The organism is Spongiibacter thalassae, assembly GCF_012272835.1.
GTDB classification, from domain to species: Bacteria; Pseudomonadota; Gammaproteobacteria; order Pseudomonadales; family Spongiibacteraceae; genus Spongiibacter; species Spongiibacter thalassae.
Window position 1 is genome coordinate 43,185 of the sequence record NZ_JAAWWK010000003.1, and the last position, 19,625, is coordinate 62,809.

At 57.0% G+C, this 19,625-nt stretch carries 19 protein-coding genes; 6 read left to right on the plus strand and 13 right to left on the minus strand.

The window, feature by feature from the left end; translation table 11 throughout:
* Positions 1-44: 44 nt before the first annotated feature.
* The 4 genes from HCU74_RS09025 to speD form a co-directional block, all read right to left on the minus strand.
* Positions 45-1,376, minus strand: a complete 1,332-nt coding sequence (locus HCU74_RS09025; RefSeq protein ID WP_168450116.1) for an OmpA family protein — start codon at positions 1,374-1,376, stop codon at positions 45-47.
* Between the two features lie 308 nt (positions 1,377-1,684).
* Positions 1,685-3,940 (minus strand): arginine/lysine/ornithine decarboxylase, encoded by a 2,256-nt coding sequence (locus HCU74_RS09030; RefSeq protein WP_168450117.1) that lies wholly within the window; start codon positions 3,938-3,940, stop codon positions 1,685-1,687.
* A 199-nt stretch (positions 3,941-4,139) separates the two neighbouring features.
* Positions 4,140-4,988: a polyamine aminopropyltransferase gene (gene speE, locus HCU74_RS09035; protein WP_168450118.1), complete on the minus strand. Its 849-nt coding sequence runs from the start codon at positions 4,986-4,988 to the stop codon at positions 4,140-4,142.
* Positions 4,981-5,436 carry an adenosylmethionine decarboxylase gene (speD, locus tag HCU74_RS09040; protein ID WP_168450119.1) on the minus strand — a complete coding sequence of 152 codons (456 nt, stop codon included), beginning with the start codon at positions 5,434-5,436 and terminating at the stop codon, positions 4,981-4,983. Before speD ends, speE begins: the two co-directional genes overlap by 8 nt.
* 226 nt (positions 5,437-5,662) lie before the next feature.
* Between speD and msrA the strand changes: the two genes are divergently transcribed.
* Entirely contained in the window at positions 5,663-6,304 is a 642-nt protein-coding gene (gene msrA, locus HCU74_RS09045; RefSeq protein WP_168450120.1) for a peptide-methionine (S)-S-oxide reductase MsrA, read from the plus strand.
* A gap of 99 nt (positions 6,305-6,403) precedes the next feature.
* On the opposite strand, the gene HCU74_RS09050 is transcribed toward msrA, so the two are convergent.
* From HCU74_RS09050 to HCU74_RS09065, 4 genes are all read right to left on the minus strand, one after another.
* Complete coding sequence (locus tag HCU74_RS09050; protein ID WP_168450121.1) at positions 6,404-7,990, minus strand: bifunctional GNAT family N-acetyltransferase/carbon-nitrogen hydrolase family protein; 1,587 nt, start codon at positions 7,988-7,990, stop codon at positions 6,404-6,406.
* Between the two features lie 33 nt (positions 7,991-8,023).
* Positions 8,024-8,338, minus strand: a complete 315-nt coding sequence (locus HCU74_RS09055) for a hypothetical protein (protein WP_168450122.1) — start codon at positions 8,336-8,338, stop codon at positions 8,024-8,026.
* Positions 8,339-8,418: 80 nt separating this feature from the next.
* Entirely contained in the window at positions 8,419-11,067 is a 2,649-nt protein-coding gene (gene acnA, locus HCU74_RS09060) for an aconitate hydratase AcnA (protein WP_168450123.1), read from the minus strand.
* Positions 11,068-11,211: 144 nt separating this feature from the next.
* Positions 11,212-11,457: a VF530 family protein gene (locus HCU74_RS09065; RefSeq protein ID WP_168450124.1), complete on the minus strand. Its 246-nt coding sequence runs from the start codon at positions 11,455-11,457 to the stop codon at positions 11,212-11,214.
* 119 nt (positions 11,458-11,576) lie between these two features.
* Between HCU74_RS09065 and HCU74_RS09070 the strand changes: the two genes are divergently transcribed.
* Positions 11,577-12,359, plus strand: a complete 783-nt coding sequence (locus HCU74_RS09070) for a class I SAM-dependent methyltransferase (RefSeq protein ID WP_168450125.1) — start codon at positions 11,577-11,579, stop codon at positions 12,357-12,359.
* Positions 12,360-12,361: 2 nt separating this feature from the next.
* Here HCU74_RS09070 and dapE read toward each other — a convergent pair whose 3' ends face one another.
* Positions 12,362-13,489 (minus strand): succinyl-diaminopimelate desuccinylase, encoded by a 1,128-nt coding sequence (gene dapE / locus HCU74_RS09075; protein ID WP_168450500.1) that lies wholly within the window; start codon positions 13,487-13,489, stop codon positions 12,362-12,364.
* A gap of 237 nt (positions 13,490-13,726) precedes the next feature.
* Between dapE and HCU74_RS09080 the strand changes: the two genes are divergently transcribed.
* A complete protein-coding gene (locus HCU74_RS09080; RefSeq protein WP_168450126.1) occupies positions 13,727-15,343 on the plus strand; it encodes a class I adenylate-forming enzyme family protein in 1,617 nt (538 codons plus the stop codon).
* A 186-nt stretch (positions 15,344-15,529) separates the two neighbouring features.
* Entirely contained in the window at positions 15,530-15,718 is a 189-nt protein-coding gene (locus tag HCU74_RS20425; protein ID WP_428480339.1) for a hypothetical protein, read from the plus strand.
* A gap of 16 nt (positions 15,719-15,734) precedes the next feature.
* On the opposite strand, the gene HCU74_RS09085 is transcribed toward HCU74_RS20425, so the two are convergent.
* Together HCU74_RS09085 and HCU74_RS09090 are read right to left on the minus strand one after the other, a co-directional pair.
* Positions 15,735-16,208 (minus strand): CYTH domain-containing protein, encoded by a 474-nt coding sequence (locus tag HCU74_RS09085; RefSeq protein WP_168450127.1) that lies wholly within the window; start codon positions 16,206-16,208, stop codon positions 15,735-15,737.
* Positions 16,209-16,224: 16 nt separating this feature from the next.
* Positions 16,225-16,527 carry a hypothetical protein gene (locus HCU74_RS09090; protein WP_168450128.1) on the minus strand — a complete coding sequence of 101 codons (303 nt, stop codon included), beginning with the start codon at positions 16,525-16,527 and terminating at the stop codon, positions 16,225-16,227.
* Between the two features lie 72 nt (positions 16,528-16,599).
* On the opposite strand from HCU74_RS09090, the gene HCU74_RS09095 reads away from it, so the two are divergent.
* Positions 16,600-16,953, plus strand: a complete 354-nt coding sequence (locus HCU74_RS09095) for a VOC family protein (RefSeq protein ID WP_168450129.1) — start codon at positions 16,600-16,602, stop codon at positions 16,951-16,953.
* 1 nt (position 16,954) lies between these two features.
* On the opposite strand, the gene HCU74_RS09100 is transcribed toward HCU74_RS09095, so the two are convergent.
* The gene (locus tag HCU74_RS09100; RefSeq protein WP_168450130.1) at positions 16,955-17,416 is read right to left on the minus strand and encodes a DUF1499 domain-containing protein; all 462 of its coding nucleotides are present in this window, start codon (positions 17,414-17,416) and stop codon (positions 16,955-16,957) included.
* A 146-nt stretch (positions 17,417-17,562) separates the two neighbouring features.
* Between HCU74_RS09100 and HCU74_RS20325 the strand changes: the two genes are divergently transcribed.
* The gene (locus tag HCU74_RS20325) at positions 17,563-19,161 is read left to right on the plus strand and encodes a transglutaminase-like domain-containing protein (protein ID WP_210425218.1); all 1,599 of its coding nucleotides are present in this window, start codon (positions 17,563-17,565) and stop codon (positions 19,159-19,161) included.
* Positions 19,162-19,243: 82 nt separating this feature from the next.
* On the opposite strand, the gene HCU74_RS09110 is transcribed toward HCU74_RS20325, so the two are convergent.
* The gene (locus tag HCU74_RS09110) at positions 19,244-19,462 is read right to left on the minus strand and encodes a hypothetical protein (protein WP_168450131.1); all 219 of its coding nucleotides are present in this window, start codon (positions 19,460-19,462) and stop codon (positions 19,244-19,246) included.
* Between the last annotated feature and the right edge of the window lie 163 nt (positions 19,463-19,625).

The window sequence follows — 19,625 nt, forward strand, 5'->3', positions numbered from 1 at the left end:
TTCCCCTGCTAATGTATAAAAATTTCTATGATCGATGTCTGTCGTTATTGGACAATATGAAGCTCTACACGCCGATTCATGGCACGACCTGCATCGGTGTCATTGGTGTCCACGGGCTGGCTTTCTCCGTAACCTCTGGCCCGCAAACGCTCCTCAGCAATGCCTCGAGTGATGAAATACCCTCGAACAGCTTCGGCACGGCGCTGTGATAGATTCATATTGTAATCGTCGGTGCCCATGCTATCGGTATGGCCGGCGATTTCAATAAGTTTGGCATAGGATTGCTGTAAAACCACCACTGCGGCGTCGAGGGTGTGGATCGACTCAGGGGTTAACGTTGCCTTGTCGAATTCAAACAAGACGCCGTCGAGGCGCAATGGGCTAATGTCGTCCAGGTGGCAGCCATTGTTCAAGACTGCCTTACCCTCGGGAGTGTTCGGGCACCGGTCATGGCGGTCGCACACGCCGTCGCCATCAGTGTCGGGGCACTGGTCGTCGCGTAAACCCTCATGGTCGAGAAGGGCGAGCAGGCCACTGTGATTACTGTCGTTGTCACTGTCGCCGCCGTCTCCATTATCGCCCCCCAATCCTCCCAGGGTGTCATTGACGATGCCGTTGCCGTCGGCGGTGTTGTCGTCAATGTTGGTCAGTGCATCTTCAATGCTGCCGCCGGTAATTTCGGCGAGCAGGCCGTCAACAGGGTCGGTGACCGGTTCTACTGCTGCGAGCAAGGGGGTTGTTACCGGGCTGATGGCGTCGAGAAGGGGTTCTCCGAGTTCGGCGTCGATAGCGTCGGTCAGCGGGTCGAGGGCGGTGTCGGCCATATCCACCAGCGGCGTCAGTGACTGGCCGGCGGGTTGGCTGACCACCGGCACCGGTGAAGCTTCACCGGCTTCGGTGCCGGCGCCGGGGGTGTTATTGCCACCCAGCAAGTCATTGACCAGGCCGTCGCCATCCGCGGTGTTGTCGTCGATATTGGTTAAGGCATCTTCCAGACTGCCACCGGTCAGCTCGCGGGTAATGCCATCAACGGGGTCGGTCACCGGCTCAATCGCGTCGAGCAGGGGCTCGCTTAACGGTGCGGCGGTATCCAGCACCGGCGCGACGAGTTGGTCGTCGATGGGGTCGGTAATGGGGTCGAGGGCAGCGTCGAGGGCCTCTGTCAGCGGTGCCAGTGAGGTGCCCAGCGGGGCGGTGATGGCGGACGCTGGTGACAGTTCGTGGGTCTCGCCGCCGCCACTGCTGAGTGAGTCAATGACCGGGCCGACAATGGCAGTGAGTGTTGTTGTCTGCGTTTGCGCCATACCGGCGCTGGCGACCGCCGTGATCGCAACAACTTGAATTAATTTGCCTATATTTGGGACGGAGAGTGACATGTCCATTGCCTCGAAAACAGATGAAAGCAGGTCGTAATACTCGACGAATTTCGGGGGCAGCGACGATAACAGGCTTACTGCACTTTCGACATGCGCTGAGATCTTGCTTCCCACGATGCCGTTATAATGAATTTGGATTTGATTTGTTATCGCATATTCTGCTTTTGCGGAGTCCGGTCACATAAAACCGTGACATAGTGAGATGACCTGGAGGGGCTACAAACAGTAAATACGTGTTTATACCTATGCGGTTTTAGCGGGAGGGAGGCCGGGCTGTCGCCGTATTCGCGACAGCCCGGTCAAGGGCGCTAGTCATCGATAACCGCGTCGACGAAATACTCGTCTACACCGTTGCTCTTCTCTCTGACCAGACCGTGGCAGTCGGTTTCAAAACCGGGGAAGCGCGAGTTAAAGTCCCGTACAAATTGCAGATAGCGCACGATGGTGCCATTGAATTTTTCCCCTGGGATCAATAGTGGAATACCGGGGGGGTAGGGGGTAACCAGCATCGCTGTGGTGCGCCCTTCAAGCTCGTCAATGGGCACCCTTTCGATCTTGCGATGGGCCATTTTTGACCAGGCATCGGCGGGGATCATCGCGGCTTCAATGTCAGACAGGTACATGGTCGTCGTGATACGCGCGAGATCGTATTCCTTGTATACGCTGTGAATATCATTACACAGGTCGCGCAGGCCGACTTTGTCGTATTTGGGGTGTTTTTTGGCGAACTCGGGCATCACCCGCCACAGGGGCAGATTGTTGTCGTAGTCGTCCTTGAACTGTTGCAGCTCGGTCACCATGGAGTTCCAGCGGCCCTTGGTGATACCGATGGTAAACATGATAAAGAACGAATAAAGGCCGGTTTTCTCAATAATGATGCCGTGTTCTGCCAGGTATTTGCTGACGATAGACGCGGGAATACCGAACTCGTCGAAATTGCCGTCGACATCCAGCCCCGGGGTGATGATGGTCGCTTTGATCGGGTCGAGCATGTTAAAGCCCGACTCGATCTTGCCAAAGCCGTGCCAGCTGTCTTCGGAGTGAATAACCCAGTCATCCCGGTCGCCCATGCCTTCTTCTGCGAGGGTTTCGGGGCCCCAGACCTTGAACCACCAGTCATCGCCGTGGTCGGCGTCGACCTTGCGCATGGCGCGGCGAAAGTCGATCGCTTCGGCCAGTGACTCTTCGACCAGCGCTTTGCCGCCGGGGGGCTCCATCATCGCTGCGGCGACGTCACAGGAGGCGATAATCGCATACTGGGGGCTGGTGGAGGAGTGCATCAGATAGGATTCGTTAAAGCGGTGGGTGTCCAGCTTGCGGTTTTTGCTGTCCTGCACCAGGATCTGTGACGCCTGAGACAGGCCGGCCAGCAGTTTGTGGGTAGATTGGGTGGCAAATACCAGGGTGTCGTCTGCCCGGGGCCGGTCGGCGCTGATGGCGTGCATATTCTCGTAGAACGGGTGAAAGGCGGCGTGGGGAAGCCAGGCTTCGTCGAAATGCAGGGTGTCAATGGTGGAGTTCAGAATCGATTTGATTTCTTCCACGTTGTACACAATGCCGTCGTAGGTGCTTTGGGTAATCGTCAGGATGCGGGGCTTCTTGTCTTCCGCATGACGGGCAAAGGGGTGATCCTCGATTTTCTTGCGAATCGCCTCAGGGGAAAACTCGCTTTTGGGAATCGGGCCGATGATGCCGTAGTGGTTGCGGGTTGGTGTCAGGAACACCGGAATCGCACCGGTCATGATAATGCTGTGCAGAATCGATTTGTGGCAGTTACGGTCTACCACCACGATGTCGCCGGGGGCGACGACCGAGTGCCAAACAACCTTGTTGGAGGTTGAGGTGCCGTTGGTGACGAAAAACAGGTGGTCGCAGCCAAAAATCCGCGCGGCATTGTGCTCGCTGGCGCTGACCGGTCCGGTGTGATCCAGCAGCTGACCCAGTTCTTCCACGGCGTTACACACATCCGCGCGCAGCAGGTTTTCACCAAAAAACTGATGGAACATCTGGCCTACGGGGTTTTTCAGAAAGGCTACACCGCCACTGTGACCGGGACAGTGCCAGCTGTAGGAGCTGTCGCTGGCGTAATTCATCAGCGCCTTGAAGAAGGGCGGAGCCAGTGAGTCGAGGTATTTGTTGGCCTCGCGAATAATGTGCCGGGCGACAAATTCAGGGGTGTCCTCAAACATGTGAATAAACCCGTGCAGCTCCCGCAGAATCTCATTGGGGATGTGGCGCGAAGTGCGGGTTTCACCGTACAGGAACACCGGAATATCGGTGTTGCGGTGGCGTACGGCCTCAAGGAATTCGCCGATGGACTCCAGTGCCTGATTGACCGCGTCGTCGCTGCCGTCGCCGAATTCTTCGTCGTCAATGGATAATATAAAGCAGGATGCACGGCTGGCTTGTTGCGCGAAGGCGGTCAGGTCGCCGTAGCTGGTAAAGCCGACGACCTCCATGCCTTCCTTGCCGATGGCGTCGGCGAGGTCGCGGATGCCTGAGCCGGAAATATTTTCCGAGCGGAAGTCTTCGTCAATGACGACAACGGGAAAACGAAATTTCATAGTAAGCCACTCGTGGTCTGTTCGCAGATGGTGAAATGTATTGTTCCTCTATTCCGTGACAACTTGCCGGGACGAGAGGGTGAATACGAAACGTGTCGTGCCTTATGCGACATTATTTATCGCCCATTGTGCCGCAATGGCCGTGTGAGCGATAGCAAGGCGGCGCAAAATGCCGCCAAGGAGGGTAACTCGGCCAGCCTCAGGCGAGGCTGTCGAGAATATACTGGGGAAGGGCAAAGGCGCCGGTATGCATGCCGGGGTTGTAATAGCGGGTGCTGATACCGCTGTCGGCATAGCGACGGGCAATGGTGTCAACGCTGTGCTGCGCCAGGTCTGGCTGGTTGCTGGCCCAGGCAAAGGTCATCACGCCACCGACGTAGGTGGGGACCGCGGCGTTGTAGAAGCGGCAGTCCTCGAACAAAGGTGACAGGCGCTTGTGGGTGGTGGTGACTTCGTCCGGTTGCATAAAGGCGACACCATTCTGGGCCGCAAACACGCCGCCGGGCTTCAGGCAGCGCTTGATGCCCTCGTAGAACGGAGAGGTAAACAGCACCTCGCCAGGGCCGATAGGGTCGGTGCTGTCTGACAAAATAACATCGAACTGGCGGTCGCAATTGCGAACGTAGTCGATGCCGTCACCAATCACAATTTCGGCACGTTCGTTATCGTAGGCACCAGCGGAGTGGTTCGGCAGGTACTTGACGCACATGTCGATCACCGCCTGGTCAATTTCAACCTGAACGGCGCGCTCGACCTCATTGTGACGCAGTACTTCCCGCAGCAAGCCGCCATCGCCGCCGCCGATGATCAGCACATCCTTGGCGTTGCCGTGGGCAAACAAAGGCACATGGGCGAGCATTTCGTGGTAAATGAATTCGTCGCGCTCGGTGGTCTGGATAACACCATCAAGGGCCATCACCCGACCAAAGTCTTGGGATTCGAAAATCACCAGGTGCTGATGGTCGGTTTTGCTCTCAAACAGGACTTCCTTAACGCGAAAGCCCTGGTGATAGCCGCTGTGGAGGGTTTCGTCGAACCACTCAGACATCGTCCATTCTCCCCCGCAGGTTTTCGCCGACTTCAACCCGCGAGGGGTTGAAGGCCTTCTTCAGTATGTCAACAGCCAGTTCGGGCTTGGCGTCGCCACACATGAAGACATCAAAGGCTGCGTAGTCGCGCTCGGGCCAGGTGTGCACACTGATGTGTGACTCGGCCAGCACGGCAACGCCGGAGATTCCACCGTTGGGGGTGAAATGATGCATGTGAATGTGGAGCAGGGTTGCACCGCACTCTTTCACGCAATCCAAAAAGGCTTTTTCCATTCGGGGGATTTCATCGAGATGGGACGCTCCCCACAGGTCGATGATCAGATGAGTGCCAGCGTATGCAACGCCATCACGCATGATGAAATGGTCGAGGTTCTCGTCAGACGAGGTGATCGGATTAGTGGTGGCAGCACCAGCCTCCAATGAAGGCATATGATCTAAGCTTTTCATCTAGCATAAATCCTCCGCAGGGGTGAAAGAAGCGGCGATTTAAACGTTTTTGTCGTCAAATAGCAATAAAAAAACCCACAAAATTTACCGTCCCTGTTTGCAGCGAAGCCCTTGGCTCTATTAGGGTTTTTTGACAAAAGCTGAAACGGCGACGGGGGCTGGCTTTGGACGGTGATCTCGGGGCATAGTAGGGTGTGTTTTGTACCCGCCCGGAGGCCCTGCCGTTATGAGTATTTTTAGCCGCTATAGCAAACCCGCTGTCATCCCTTCTGCCGAGGACGCATTGCCTGGCCGATCGGAAGCCATGGTGGTGCCGGAGCGTCACGAGGTGCTTGGTAGTCCACTGGTAGGACCCTTTCCCGAAGACACCGCGCAGATCGTTGTTGGCATGGGGTGTTTCTGGGGCGCCGAGCGCAAATTCTGGCAAATGGAAGGGGTTTATAGCACGGCGGTGGGGTACAGCGGGGGACATACCCCCAATCCTCTTTATGAGGAAGTGTGCTCGGGGATGACCGGTCACAATGAAGTGGTGCTGGTGGTGTATCGACCTGCGGAAGTGCAGCTTGAGTCAATTCTTCGGTGCTTCTGGGAAAGTCATGACCCGACCCAGGGGATGAGGCAGGGCAACGATGTAGGCACCCAGTATCGCTCGGGGGTTTACGTGAGTGACGAAGGCCAGTTGGCGCAGGTCAGTGCAAGCGCCGAGGCCTATCAGCAGGCGCTGGCGGTAGCGGGTAAGGGGCCGATCACTACCGAAATTGCGCTTGCAGGGGCGTTCTATTATGCCGAGCCCTATCATCAGCAGTACCTCGCCAAGAACCCCGGTGGTTACTGTGGTCTGGGGGGTACCGGGGTTAGCTGTCCTTAGCGCCTGTGATCGAGAGACCATAGCCCCTAAGTCAGCACTGAATAGTTTGGCTTTGAATGGAAAGATGCCGCCCAGGGTCCAGACCCTGGGCGGCATCGCTTATTTGCCCCGCCATTTCATCTGATAGAGGTCGTGGCGGCGGTCGCGCAGGTTCTGCACTGTGCCGCTGTTCCTGGCCATGTGCAGGGCCTCTGGTCTGAGGTCGGCGATCGCGACGGTTTCCACGTTGGGGGTCGTGTCAGCGGCGATGCCATCTCGGGCAAAGGGGAAGTCGCAGGGGGTCAGAATGCAGCTCTGTGCGTACTGGATATCCATATTCGCGACATTGGGCAGGTTGCCAACGTTGCCGGACATCACCACGTAAATCTGGTTTTCCACCGCCCGGGCCTGACAGCAATAGCGCACCCGCAGGTAGCTCTGTCGCTCGTCGGTACAGAAGGGGACAAACAGAATCTGCGCGCCCTGGTTGACGAGGTGTCTGGACAGCTCGGGGAATTCCGAGTCGTAGCACACCAGTACGCCAATGGGTCCGCAGTCGGTGTCGATGGCGTGGAGTTCGTTGCCGCCTTCTATATTCCACCAGTAGACTTCATTGGGTGTCGGATGAATTTTTGGCTGCTCGTCGATACGGCCGTCGCGGTGGAAAACGTAGGAAATATTTTCGACGCGGCCATTGGGCACCCGGGTCGGGTGGGAACCGCCAATAATATTGATGTTGTAGCGCACCGCCAGGTCTTGCATGGCTTCGCGGAAGCGCGGGGTGTATTTGGTCAGGGCCTCAATCGACTGGATCGGCGTGAGCTCCTGATCCTCGATCGACAGCAGCTGCAGCGTAATCAATTCGGGGAATACGACAAAGTCGGCTTTATAGTCGGCGACGACGTCGACAAAGTATTCGACAAAGGACATAAACTCATTAAATGAGCTGACCTTGCGCTGCATATATTGCACGGTGCCGACGCGGATGGAATCGGGCTGGCGACCGCCATAGCGTTTTACCTGGGCGCCGTCTTCATCCCGTTGTATTTTCGGGTTATGCCACACCAAATGGGCGCCGTAGCCCATGGAATCGCGGTCGGTGGACAGGTAGTTTTCAACCAGTCCCAGCGACTCAAAGCCATTGCGAATCTGAAAAGACAGCACCGGATCATTGGTCTGCTTGTTGATAACAGCGTCCAGGTAGGCCTGGGCGGTGCCGAATTTACGCATACGGCGGGCCAGACCGGGCAGTCGTCCGACAAAGACGATGCCCTTGAGTTTGAGATTTTCACAGAGTTTCTTCCGTGCGTTGTACAGTCGCTGGCCAATTCGATAGCCGCGCACCGTTTTATCAACACAGACCTCCATGCCGTACAGCCATTCGCCATTGGGGTCGTGGCGGCTGCCGTAGCCGTTGGCGGTTATCGACTCCCAGGTATGGGGTTTCAGGCAGACATTGCCGCTGATACGAAAGGTCGCGCAGTAGCCGACCACGTCGTCGTCGAGGGTGACGACGAATTTACCCTCGGGGAAATTATTCAGTTGGCCGCGTAATTCCGCCGCTGAATAGGGGTCGATGCCGGTGCCGTTGTACACCCGGCGGGACAGATTGGCGATGCCGGGAATGTCGGCAACCGTCGCGTTGCGAACTCGCAGCCGCTTGCCTGAGGCAGTGAGGTTTTCACCGCCCCGTGAAGAATTACTCATAGTGTCGTCTCAAAACCTGGGGTTTATAGGGGCTTACTCTTTGCTTTTGCTGGTACTGCTGCTACTGCGCCGTCGGGGGGCGGCTTTTTTGGGTTCCTTTTGGTCAGTGCTTTCGTTGCTATCTTCACGACGGCTGGCAATGCCGCTGAGGGTTTTCAGCAGGCGAGTGGTGATATCCACGGTTTTCATCCCTTCAGACATGGCGGTTTTCGCGATTTGCTGAACCATTTCAGTGTCGCCATCGCTGATGCGATCTTGCACTGCGCCCCATATCATTTGCATGTCTGGCAGGCCAATCAGGCGGCGCAGTTCTTCCGGCTCGATTTCCAGTTCTAAATGCACTTTCATAGGTTGTTATTTCCCCTGTGTGAAAAGGACGGACAGGTTTCCCTCAATGAGGTCTTGTCCTTGGCTGTCGCGCTGAATAGTCACTGCTGCAGTTGTGACAGAACATACTGCAGAATACCGCCGTAACGGAAGTATAATATTTCCTGCTGGGTATCGATTCGGCTGCGCCCGAGGACTTCGTGACGACTTCCGTCCGGGCGGGAAAATATCAGTCGCAGAAGTTGCCTGGGTGCCAGCCCGGGGTCGCAGGGAATTACATCGACTTGTTCGCTGCCGTCCAGGTCAAGCATATCGATATTGACCTCTTTGTCGAACTCGACGGGGAGTACGCCCATGCCGATCAGATTGGATCTGTGAATACGCTCGAAACTCTCGGCGATGACCGCTTTGACACCCAACAGCAGGGTGCCCTTGGCGGCCCAGTCGCGACTTGAACCTGTACCGTACTGCTTGCCGGCAATCACAACCAAAGGCGTTTCTGCCTCCTGATATTTCATGGCGGCGTGGTAGATGCTGAGGACATCCTTGCCGTTGGGGCCGCGGGTGTAGCCGCCTTCCTTGTCAACCAAACGGTTGTTCAGGCGGGTATTGGCGAAGGTGCCGCGAAGCATGACTTCGTGGTTGCCTCGCCGCGATCCGTAGGAGTTGAATTCTGCCGGTGCGACGCCAAGGCTTTGCAGGTAATGTCCGGCCGGGCTCTCGCTGGCGATTTTTCCCGCCGGGGAGATATGGTCGGTGGTAATACTGTCGCCAAACAGGCCGAGTATGCGGCCACCGCGTAACGGCGGCATCTCCTCACCCCGGTCGCCGGGTTGATCGAAAAATCCGGGGCAGCGTATGTAGGTGCTGTCTTCCTGCCAATTGTAGGTGTCGCCACTGACGGTTTCGAGCTTTTGCCATTCCTCCGTGCCATTGAGCAGGCCCTGATAGGCCTCACGATACATGGTGCCGCTGACAATTTTACGAATCTCGTGGATTTCACTATTACTGGGCCACAGATCCTTCAAGTAAACCTTGTTGCCCTTGTTATCCTCGGCGATGGGGTCGTTTTGCAGGTCGATAATGGTGGTGCCAGCCAAAGCATAGGCCACAACCAGCGGGGGAGATGCCAGCCAGCTGGTTTTGACCTGAGGGTGTATGCGTCCATCGAAATTACGATTGCCGGACAGCAGGGCGGATGCCACCATATCGTTGTCATCAATGGCCTTGGATACCGGTTCCGGCAATGGGCCGGAGTTGCCGATACAGGTGGTGCAGCCGAAGCCGACAATGTCAAAGCCGAGGGAGTCCAGGTCTTCCTGCAGGCCGCTGTCGCTCAAGTACTGGCTGACAACCTTGGAACCGGGGGCAAGGGAGGTTTTTACCCAGGGCTTAACCCGCAGCCCCCTGGCTCTCGCTTTCCGCGCCACCAGTCCGGCGGCGATCATTACATCGGGGTTGGAGGTGTTCGTGCAACTGGTGATGGCGGCGATGACCACATCGCCGTGGTGCAGGCGCTCGCCCATATCCGGAATGCCGGCGTAGTCATCGACGGTCTTACCCTTTTCCGCCAGGTACTCGCGCATGACCTTACCGAGGTCGCCCAGGGCAACCCGGTCTTGGGGGCGGCTGGGGCCTGCCAAGCTGGGCTCGACGGTGTCGAGGGCAAGGCTGACCTGATGGCTGAATACAGGTTGGTCACCGGGCTCTCGCCACAGTCCCTGTTGCTGGCAGTATGCCTTGGTCAGCGCAATGGTGTCGGCGTCCCGCCCCGACAGTTTCATATAGGCGAGGGTGGCATCATCAACCGGGAAGAAACCACAGGTTGCGCCGTACTCCGGGGCCATATTGGCGATGGTGGCGCGGTCGGCGACACTGAGTTCGGCGAGGCCGTCGCCAAAAAACTCGACAAATTTGCCGACTACACCCTCGCGACGAAGAATCTGCACGACCGTCAGCACCAGGTCGGTTGCGGTCACTCCCTCTTTCAAACCGCCCTTGAGTTCAAATCCGACCACGTCCGGCAGCATCATTGAGTAGGGTTGGCCAAGCAGGGCAGCCTCGGCTTCAATGCCACCTACGCCCCAGCCAAGCACGCCCAGGCCGTTAACCATAGGGGTGTGACTGTCGGTGCCCAGTACGGTGTCGGGGTAGGCGAGCAGGCCATCACCGTCTTCGCGGCACCAGACGACCTTGGCGAGGTATTCCAGGTTGACTTGATGGCATATGCCGGTGCCAGGTGGCACGACATTAAAATTGCTAAAGGCTGATTGTCCCCATTTTAAAAAGCGATAGCGCTCGACATTGCGCTCCATCTCCTTGGCGACGTTTTCCTTGAAGGCCAGTGCCGAGCCAAACTGATCAACGGTCACCGAATGGTCAATGACGAGGTCTACCGGGATTTGCGGGTTGATGAGCGATACATCGCCACCTTGCCTGGCAACGGCGTCGCGCATGGCCGCCAAATCAACAATTGCCGGGACGCCGGTAAAGTCCTGCATAAGTACTCGTGCGGGGGAGAAATTCAGGTCCTGGCCGCCGGTGGCGGTGTCGGTCCAGTCGAGCAGGGCCTGGATCACGCCGTCATCAACGTTTTGTCCGTCGTAGTGGCGTAGCTGATTTTCCAGCAGGATTTTGAGCGACTTGGGGAGACGCTTGACCCGCTCGTCTGCCAATTTGTCCAAAGCGTAATAGCGATAACGCTTGCCGTTGCTCTCCAGCTCGGATACCCACGACACCTGCGAATTCATGAAAGACTCCTTTTGGTAAACGCGAACGAACCTGATATCTACACTAGCACATGCGTGCCGACTTGAAAGTGCTGGCAGGTAATTCCTCTACCGCAATAGTTAAGAGGCAGCTCTGTACTCGCCTCTATGACCGCAACTTTTGTCTCAAGTGCGGGGAGGCGTGTTGCTCTTGCAGTCGAGGGAGCGAATAAACAGGGCTTCGACCTTTTGTCTCGCCCAGGGCGTTTTGCGCAGGAATTTCAGGCTGGAGGAAATGCTCGGGTCTGAGGTAAAACATTTGATGCGGATGCGGCGGCCCAACTCCTCCCAGCCATAGGTGTCGACGAGTTGTTTGAGAATGGCCTCCAGTGTTTGGCCGTGCAGTGGGTCGCGGTTGCCAGTTTGATGCATAGGTGTCCTGCTGTTGACAATAAGGGGGTAGCGGGACCAGATCGTAGCACCTGTTACCGCCCTTGTGTTTGGTGATTGTAGCGGTCGGGGGTACAATTCGCTAAACCCTCCGCCGTATAGTGACCACGACCTTGACCTTGTCTGCCCAGCCTTCCGACCCCCTGGTTGTCGTCAACGGACCGTTGTCTGAGGCCTTGGCCCAGCGTCTTGGTCTGCGAACAGTAGAGGATTTCACTGAGCAACCCGGTCAGCAATACGTGTTCTATCGTGATGGCACCCTTTATCTGGGCCTCGCGCCGAGTCAGCGAGAGCACCCGGTCTGTGTCGATTTTGCCGAGCAGCATCGTCGCCGTCATCGGGGCAAAGAGCTGTTGCTGAAGGCGGTTGGCGGTCGGCGTACCGGGCTGCGCATTGTGGATACCACCGCGGGTCTGGGGCGGGACAGCTTACTGTTGGCGAGCTACGGCGCCGAGGTGACCCTGTGTGAGCGCGAGCCGGTGGTGGCGGAAATGCTGGCGGACGGACTGCGGCGGGGCTTGCAGCAAGCCGAGGTCGCCGAGTTTGTGGCGCGGATGCGACTGGTGCCGGGGCCAGCCAGTGCCTACCTGCGGGCGATTCCTGAAGCCGACCGGCCTGATGTTATCTATCTGGACCCAATGTTCCCTGACTCGGGCAAATCCGCCCAGGTTAAAAAGGAAATGCGCTTGTTCCACAGTTTGGTGGGACGTGATGAAGACGATGGGGTGTTATTGCAGGAAGCGCTGGATTGTGCGAAGCACCGGGTAGTGGTGAAGCGCGCGCCCCGATCAGCCGCGCTCTCTGGTCCCCGACCGCAATTTGCGGTGCAGGGCAAGGCGGTGCGCTTCGATGTTTACCCGCTGAAGGCCTTTCCCAAGGGCTAGGCTCAGCTGAACAGTCGCTGTAACATTTTTTCGTAGATATCACTCAGCGTGTCCAGGTCCGCGGCGCGCACACACTCATCAACTTTATGTATCGTCGCGTTGACGGGCCCCAGCTCAACCACCTGTGCACCGGTTGGTGCGATAAATCGCCCATCGGAGGTGCCCCCTGCGGTGGATAGCTCTGTTTCCCGGCCGGTAACGGTGCGCACGGCATCCTGTACCGCTTCTACCAGCGGACCTTCGGCGGTGAGGAAGGGCTGGCCGCTAAGGTTCCAGTCGATGCTGTAGTCGAGCTTGTAAGTGTCGAGAATATCACGGGTGCGTTGCTGGAGAATGTCGGCGGTCAATTCGGTGGAAAAGCGAAAATTGAAGACAACGTCCAATTCTCCGGGAATAACGTTGGTGGCGCCGGTGCCGCCGTTGATATTGGAAATCTGAAATGAGGTGGCGGGGAAAAAATCGTTGCCGTTATCCCACTGTTCCGCCGCCAGGGCTGCCAGTGCCGGCGCCGCCAGATGGATCGGGTTTTTCGCCAGGTGGGGATAGGCCACGTGACCCTGTACACCGCGTACGGTGAGTACCGCGCCCAGCGATCCGCGGCGGCCGTTTTTGATAATGTCGCCCACCTGTTCGGTGGAAGAGGGTTCGCCGACAAGACACCAGTCTATTTTTTCGCCGCGCTCTTCGAGCCATTCCACCACTTTTACTGTGCCGTTTTTGGCCGGACCTTCTTCGTCGCTGGTAATCAAAAAAGCGATGCGACCATTGTGGCCGGGATTGTCGGCGACAAAGCGCTCACAGGCGGTGACCATCGCTGCGAGGCTGCCCTTCATATCTGCCGCGCCCCGGCCGCGAAGCATGCCATCTGAAATTTCCGGCGTGAAAGGTGGGGTCTGCCATTGGTCTTCCGGGCCGGTGGGGACCACATCGGTGTGGCCGGCGAAGCAGAGCAGGGGACCGCTGTCACCCCGTACGGCCCAGAAATTATCGACCTCACCAAAGCGCAGAGGTGTGCACTCGAAGCCGATGGCACTCAGCCGCGACATCATCAGCGCCTGGCAACCGTCGTCCTCCGGGGTAACCGAACGTCGCGCCATCAGGTCGATGGACAGTTGCAAGGTGGGGCTCAAGGTACTGCTGTGGTTCATGGTTGTCGGCTCTGTGCGATAAAAGCCGCCATTTTATCAGAGAATGCCCTGCAGTTTGTGTCCGGCTTGGATGAAGTCGAGTCAAGCGGTGGGGCGTTGACCTTTGCACTCATTGCCGGTGTCGGTGAGTGGAATTGTCAATGAGGTAGCGCGGGTGGCTGGGTAAGATCAGGGTCTGCACTTGGGTCGCCCTTAAACAGCAAATAAGGAGAAGGGAAAATGGCTGTGGATTTGGATATTGCCAGCGCTGCCGCGCAATTTGACTATGCCGATCAGGACATTCCGCAGCGCCTGCGTCACTGGGCGCGGGTCAGGCCAGACCATCCGTTTATGATCTGGGAACCCCACAATGGTGAAGACCTGCGCTGGACCTATGAGGAGTTTGACGAGCAGACCAGCCGTATTGCCGCCGGACTTTACGCCAAAGGTGTGCGCAAACACGACAAGGTGATGATCCATGCGGAGAATTGTCCGGAAATGGTGCTGGCCTGGTACGCCTGCGCCAAGCTGGGTGCGGTGGGCGTAACCACCAATACCCGCTGCGTTGGCGGCGAAATTGAATACTTTGCCAGCCACACTGAGGCGGTGGGGGTGATCACCCAGCCCAGGTTTGTCGACCAAATTCGTCAACATGCCAAGGGCGCTGGCTGGATTGTAGTGACCAAGGACAATTCCGGTGAATTGCCGGATACCCCGGTTGCCGGTGATGTTGATGACTTTGACAGTCTCTATGGCGATGCCAGCAGCGTTCCCGAGCGGCCCGCTGAGCCTATGTTGCCTGCGGGTATCATGTTTACCTCTGGCACGACGTCGCTGCCCAAGGCCGTGGTGCACACCCATGCCAATGCCCTTTGGTCGGGTACCTCCGGTGCCAGCAGCATGGGTATGGATGGCGACAGCGTATACCTCGGCTTTCTGCCCTTTTTCCATGTTAACTGCCAGAGTTGGGCGTTCTGGGGGGCGCTGGGTGTCGGGGGGACGGCTGTACTGCAGCCCAAATTCTCCGCCAGCCGCTTCTGGAAAGTAGTGGAAAAGCATCAGGTCACCCATAGCTCGATGATCCCCTTTGTATTCAAGGCCATTGCCATGGAGGCGGTGCCCGAGCAGCACAGTCTGAAAGTGATGCCTATGGGGATCATTTGGAAGGAAATTGCCGGTTGGTTGAAAGCGCAGCCCTTTGCCAGCTGGGGTATGACGGAAACGGTAACCCATGCCACGCGCAGCGATTTTATCCACGACTGGCCACAGGGCAGCATTGGCAAACCGACACCGGGCTACCATCTGGCGGTGGTCAACCCCGAAACCGGAGAACCTTGTCGGCAGGGGGAAATCGGTGAGCTGTGGGTACACGGTGTACGGGGCGTAAACCTGTTCCTGGAGTACTACAAAAATCCCGAGGCGATGGCGAAATCCTTTACCCCCAATGGCTGGTTTAAAACGGGTGATATGGTGCATGTGGGCGAGGAGGGGAACTTCTACTTCAGTGACCGTGATAAAGATGCGTTGAAGGTCGGTGGTGAAAATGTTTCGGCGCGACAGGTAGAGGAAGTGTGCATGCAGGTGCCCGGTGGTGGCATCGGTGAGGTGGCTGTTGTTGCCCGCTCCCACGATATGTTGGACATGGTGCCGGTGGCTTTTGTGATAAAAGGTTGGGGCGCTCCAGAGGACGATGCGGCTTTCGCCGACACGATCATCACTCATTGCAAGGCGAATCTGGCAGACTTCAAGGTGCCCCGGGCGGTGTATTTTGTCGACGACTTTCCCCGTGCGACGCTGGAGAAAGTGGCCAAAAACCACCTGCGGGAGATGGCAGAGGCCATGCCGCCTTTGGGCTGACACGAACAGGCGGTCAATGATTTGACCGCCTCAGCATTGTCATAAATCTATCCTTATTCTGTCATCAGTGCTGCGTAGCATTCCTGTTGCCGATGTGGCAGGAGGCCCTCGGCACCATTTTCCCATCCATTGTTTGCCGTGGTTGGGTCAAAAATATTGCTGATTTCAGAGTTAAGGAATTTCTGTATGAACCGCTATACGAGACAGGTCGCCTCACATTCGCAGTCATACCAACAGGGCCTTCGCGCGGAAATCTCGCGTCAGGTCGCCGAGTTTCTTTCCCGGGGTGGACAAATCGAGCAGCTGTCAGGCCCGAAGTTTACGCCGCCAAAATCGGTCAAAATAAACAGCTCGGTACTTGTAGACGTGCTGTGACAGAATAATATTCAGTTTAGTCCTGTTCGGCTTGCCACTCTGAAAAGGGGTGCTTGCTCAAATTGGAATTGTAATAGCGGGCATCGTTGCTGACCTCCGTGCCCAGCCATTCGGGGCGGAGGAATGATTGATGCTCGCTGCTGAGTTCAATTTCCGCCACCACCAGCCCCGCATTTGCACCGGTAAATTCATCGACCTCCCAGCATAGTTCTCCTGCGGGAATTCGGTAACGTTGCTTGTCGATAATGGGGCCGTCGCACAGAGTTAGCAGGTGTTCAGCGTCAGCAAGCGGAATACTGTATTCAAACTCGGCACGGCGAATGCCGATGGTTTTTCCCTTCACTGTGAGAAAGCCACTGTCATCGGCAATACGAACCCGCACGCACCGCTCCGGGTCTCGATTCAGATAGCCCTGCACAAGCCGCTGGGGCTGCCCCTGTCGCCAGCCGTCGCCCGTGACCAGAAATTTTCGCTCTATTTCATCAGCCATACTGTGACACCGTATTTCAATGTGCCCGAAAGCGGGCGCGATAGGCGTCTTCAGCCATGGCATAGACGCGGGAAAGGGGAAGATTTATCGACTGCGCCGACAAGGCATTTTGCACCTGCTGACGAAGGTCTGCAGACGCCATTGCCGCGCTCTGCTCGTCATCGAAAATTAAATACACTTCGAGACTGGCGGGAAAGTGGCGATAGTCAACGTGGTGGGTCAACCAACGAAATTGGGCATGGCTGTCCAAGGCATTTTCGCAGAGCGCGTGCAGCGTCGATACGATAAGCTGTTCTCGCTTTTTGTCGGATTTTTTCATTTGGTCATTTTCGCATAGCCGGGGCGTCGGCGACACTGCCCCAGTCAGGGCGGGTTAACTGAGGAGCATATTGTGCATAAACACGAAAAGCTGAATTACGTTGAGTTCCCCGCCAGGGATATCGCAGCGACCAAGGCGTTTTTTGAGGCAGTGTTTGGTTGGCATTTTGTTGACTATGGCCCGGATTATGCCGCCTTTGGCAATGAAGGGCTGGAAGGAGGCTTTTATCGTGCAGAGCTTGCTGGCAGCGTCGAAGAAGGTGGTGCATTACTGGTGTTTTACAGCAGTGATCTGAGCGCTACGCAGGCAAAGGTCGAGGCCGCAGGTGGGACGATTAAGCGTGAGGTCTATGAATTCCCCGGCGGTCGCCGCTTCCACTTTTGCGAACCCAGCGGCAATGAATTTGCCGTGTGGTCCGAGCGCTGAATTATCGCGCTGGCTCAAGTATTGGCGTGGCGGCGAAGCGGCGCAAATACGCCAGGCGGATATTTTCAATACGCTGACGATTGACCTGAAAGTCGTAATAGCCGATGCGTGCGGCGCTGCGTATATCCACCCGTTGCAGGCAGGGCTGATACAACAACTGAACATCGTCCCGGTAGCCCATTATTGCGCTGCGCTGTTCAACGTGAAGGTAGTGCTTCGCCTGAGCGATTACCTTGGTGCGGGGAAGGTCGATGAGCAGTTGCTGAAGATACTGCCATTGGAATTCATTGTGCACGGCGAAGGGGGCAATATGGCTGTCCGGCTCGGCGCTTTGACTGGAAACACAGCGGGGCGCTTCGGGGCAGGGCGGAAGTTCCCGGGTGATGTGGGTATCGAAGGTGGGCACCGCGCCGCAACCGGTAAGTATTGCCAAAGCGAGCAGTAATCCTGAACGTTGGCGCATAAGGCTCTCCACGAGTTTTGCCGAAGAGATAAACGGCGAATATATGCGCTTCTACGCTATGGCCTGTAGATAGGATTTTTCCCGGCGCAAGGACTTCGTCCAACTGTTATTCTATGTCGCTAAATTGTGCCGAACGAGGGGATATTGTGCCCTTTACCTTGCCTGGCGTCACCCTGCAACGGGTGCTGGTCTGTGTGGTGTTTTCCCTGGGTGTTGCAGCCTGTACTCCCTGGATAGGGGAGGGTGGGTCGAGCACTGCAGTGAGCAGGACAGATAAGATCGATGAAAATTCAGTCCTGCGCGAAAGTGTAGTTGATGAGCAACGCTGGTATGCCCTGTTCCTCGGGGAGCAAAAAATCGGCTATCGGTTTATCGAGGAGGCTCGCCTTGACCCCGCGCGGCGGATGCGGCGGGAAAGGCTGCATATCGTGCATCAACAGCCGGGCGAACTCGCCAGGGTCAGCGAGAGCGAGATATACGCCATCGAGTCGACTGAGGGAGAGCCTTTGGAAATTCGCAAGGTGCAGCGGTCCGACACGGCCAACCACGAATTTCTGGCAACGGTGGAAGGCAACAATCTTGTAGTGCGAGGGCAGCGCGGTGAGGCTATGTTTAAACCGCTGCCGCCGCGCTGGCGACTTCACCAGGGACGAAGAAGTGCGTGGCGGGCCGCGGCTGAGCGAGATGGTGCTGTGGTTCTCGACGAGTGGAGTTTCAGCCTGCAGCGTTTTCGTGTAGTCGAGTATCGCCTGACGCCGATAACCGCTGGCGAGTGGACAGAATCCTTGGTGTCGCGGTTGCCGGATCTACCCGTTGAAGCGAAATGGCTCCAGCGCATTGAATGGCAGGTAGAGCGCGTTGAGGATGACGGAGGCCGCAGTCAGCTTTATCTCGATGCCCGGTTTGACATTCTCGCCGAGCACAGCGAAACCGCGGGGCAGTCACTATGGCTTCTGGCCTGCGACGAGCACTGTGCGACCAGCAATATTGAGGCGGTAAATCATGTCTACCAGCGCTTGCTACGGTCGCCTTACAGGATCAGCGACAGTGCCTTGAATAGCCGAATCCGCTACGAGCTGGAATGGCCGGACAGCAGTGCACCACCCCCCGAAACCGCAGACCAACACGTGGTGCCAGCGAAGGGTGGGCGCAGTGGCTACCTGGTGACGGTTTGTGATCGCTGCGGTGAAGAGCCCATGCCTGCCGCAAAGGTATTGCAGCAGGCCCTCGAAAATAACTATTGGCTGACATTGCCCGACGCAGCCAGAGCGACGGCGAGGGAGTTGGTCAGCGGCCTTGCCGACGGTGACATCAGCCGTCGGGGGGCAATGAACCGCCTTACCCGCTATGTCACCGCGCATATGAATGAGGTCGCCTCCTACGCAGGCTATGCGACGGCCGATGAGGCCTACCGGAGTGGTGAAGGTGACTGTACCGAACATGCATTGCTGTTGGCAGCACTGGCGCGCTCGGTGGGCATTCCGACCCGCATAGCAATGGGGGTCGCCTACAACAACGAACGTTTTCTCGGCCGGCGTTTTGTCTTTGTGCCCCATATGTGGGTGCAGGCGTGGACGGGTGAGGTCTGGGAGAGCTACGACAGTGCTTTGGGGAGTTTTAATGCGGGCTATATTACCCTGGGGATCAGTCAGGGAGAGCAGGACGCCTATCTGGCAATAAATAACGCGCTGGTGAAGGCGGATGTCTTGTCGGCGGTACAGCTCAGGCGCCGACCTTCGCCCTGAGTGCAGAGCCGGAAGGTCTCCGGCTCCAACATATTACCCAGTGATTTTACCCGTCAGACTTTTGCGGGTGGGGCATCTGGTGTTATTCGTAGGCGACAGGCATTTCTGTCAGGCTGTCGTCGCCGGCTACGTCAATATCCGCGACATCGACGTTCGCGCTGCCCCGCACTGCACCGATAACCGTCACCTCTTCGAGCAACAGTTTGGGCTCGTCGGCCTGGGCAAACAATGCCGCGCTGGTCAGAGTGAGTAGAGCGCTGATTTTTAATGCCGATTGAAAAAGCGAAGCTGGTTTAAACACTATATTTCCCCTTGGCTGCCTATGCAGGCCACATTCCATATGTACGTGATAGGTGTACGCAACTGGTACGGTAAGCAAGTTCATCGAGCGCCGAGCGCCGATATTTGCGAGCGTGGGCAGTATCCCTGATTAATGTTACGAAGATATGAAGGAAATATTTCAA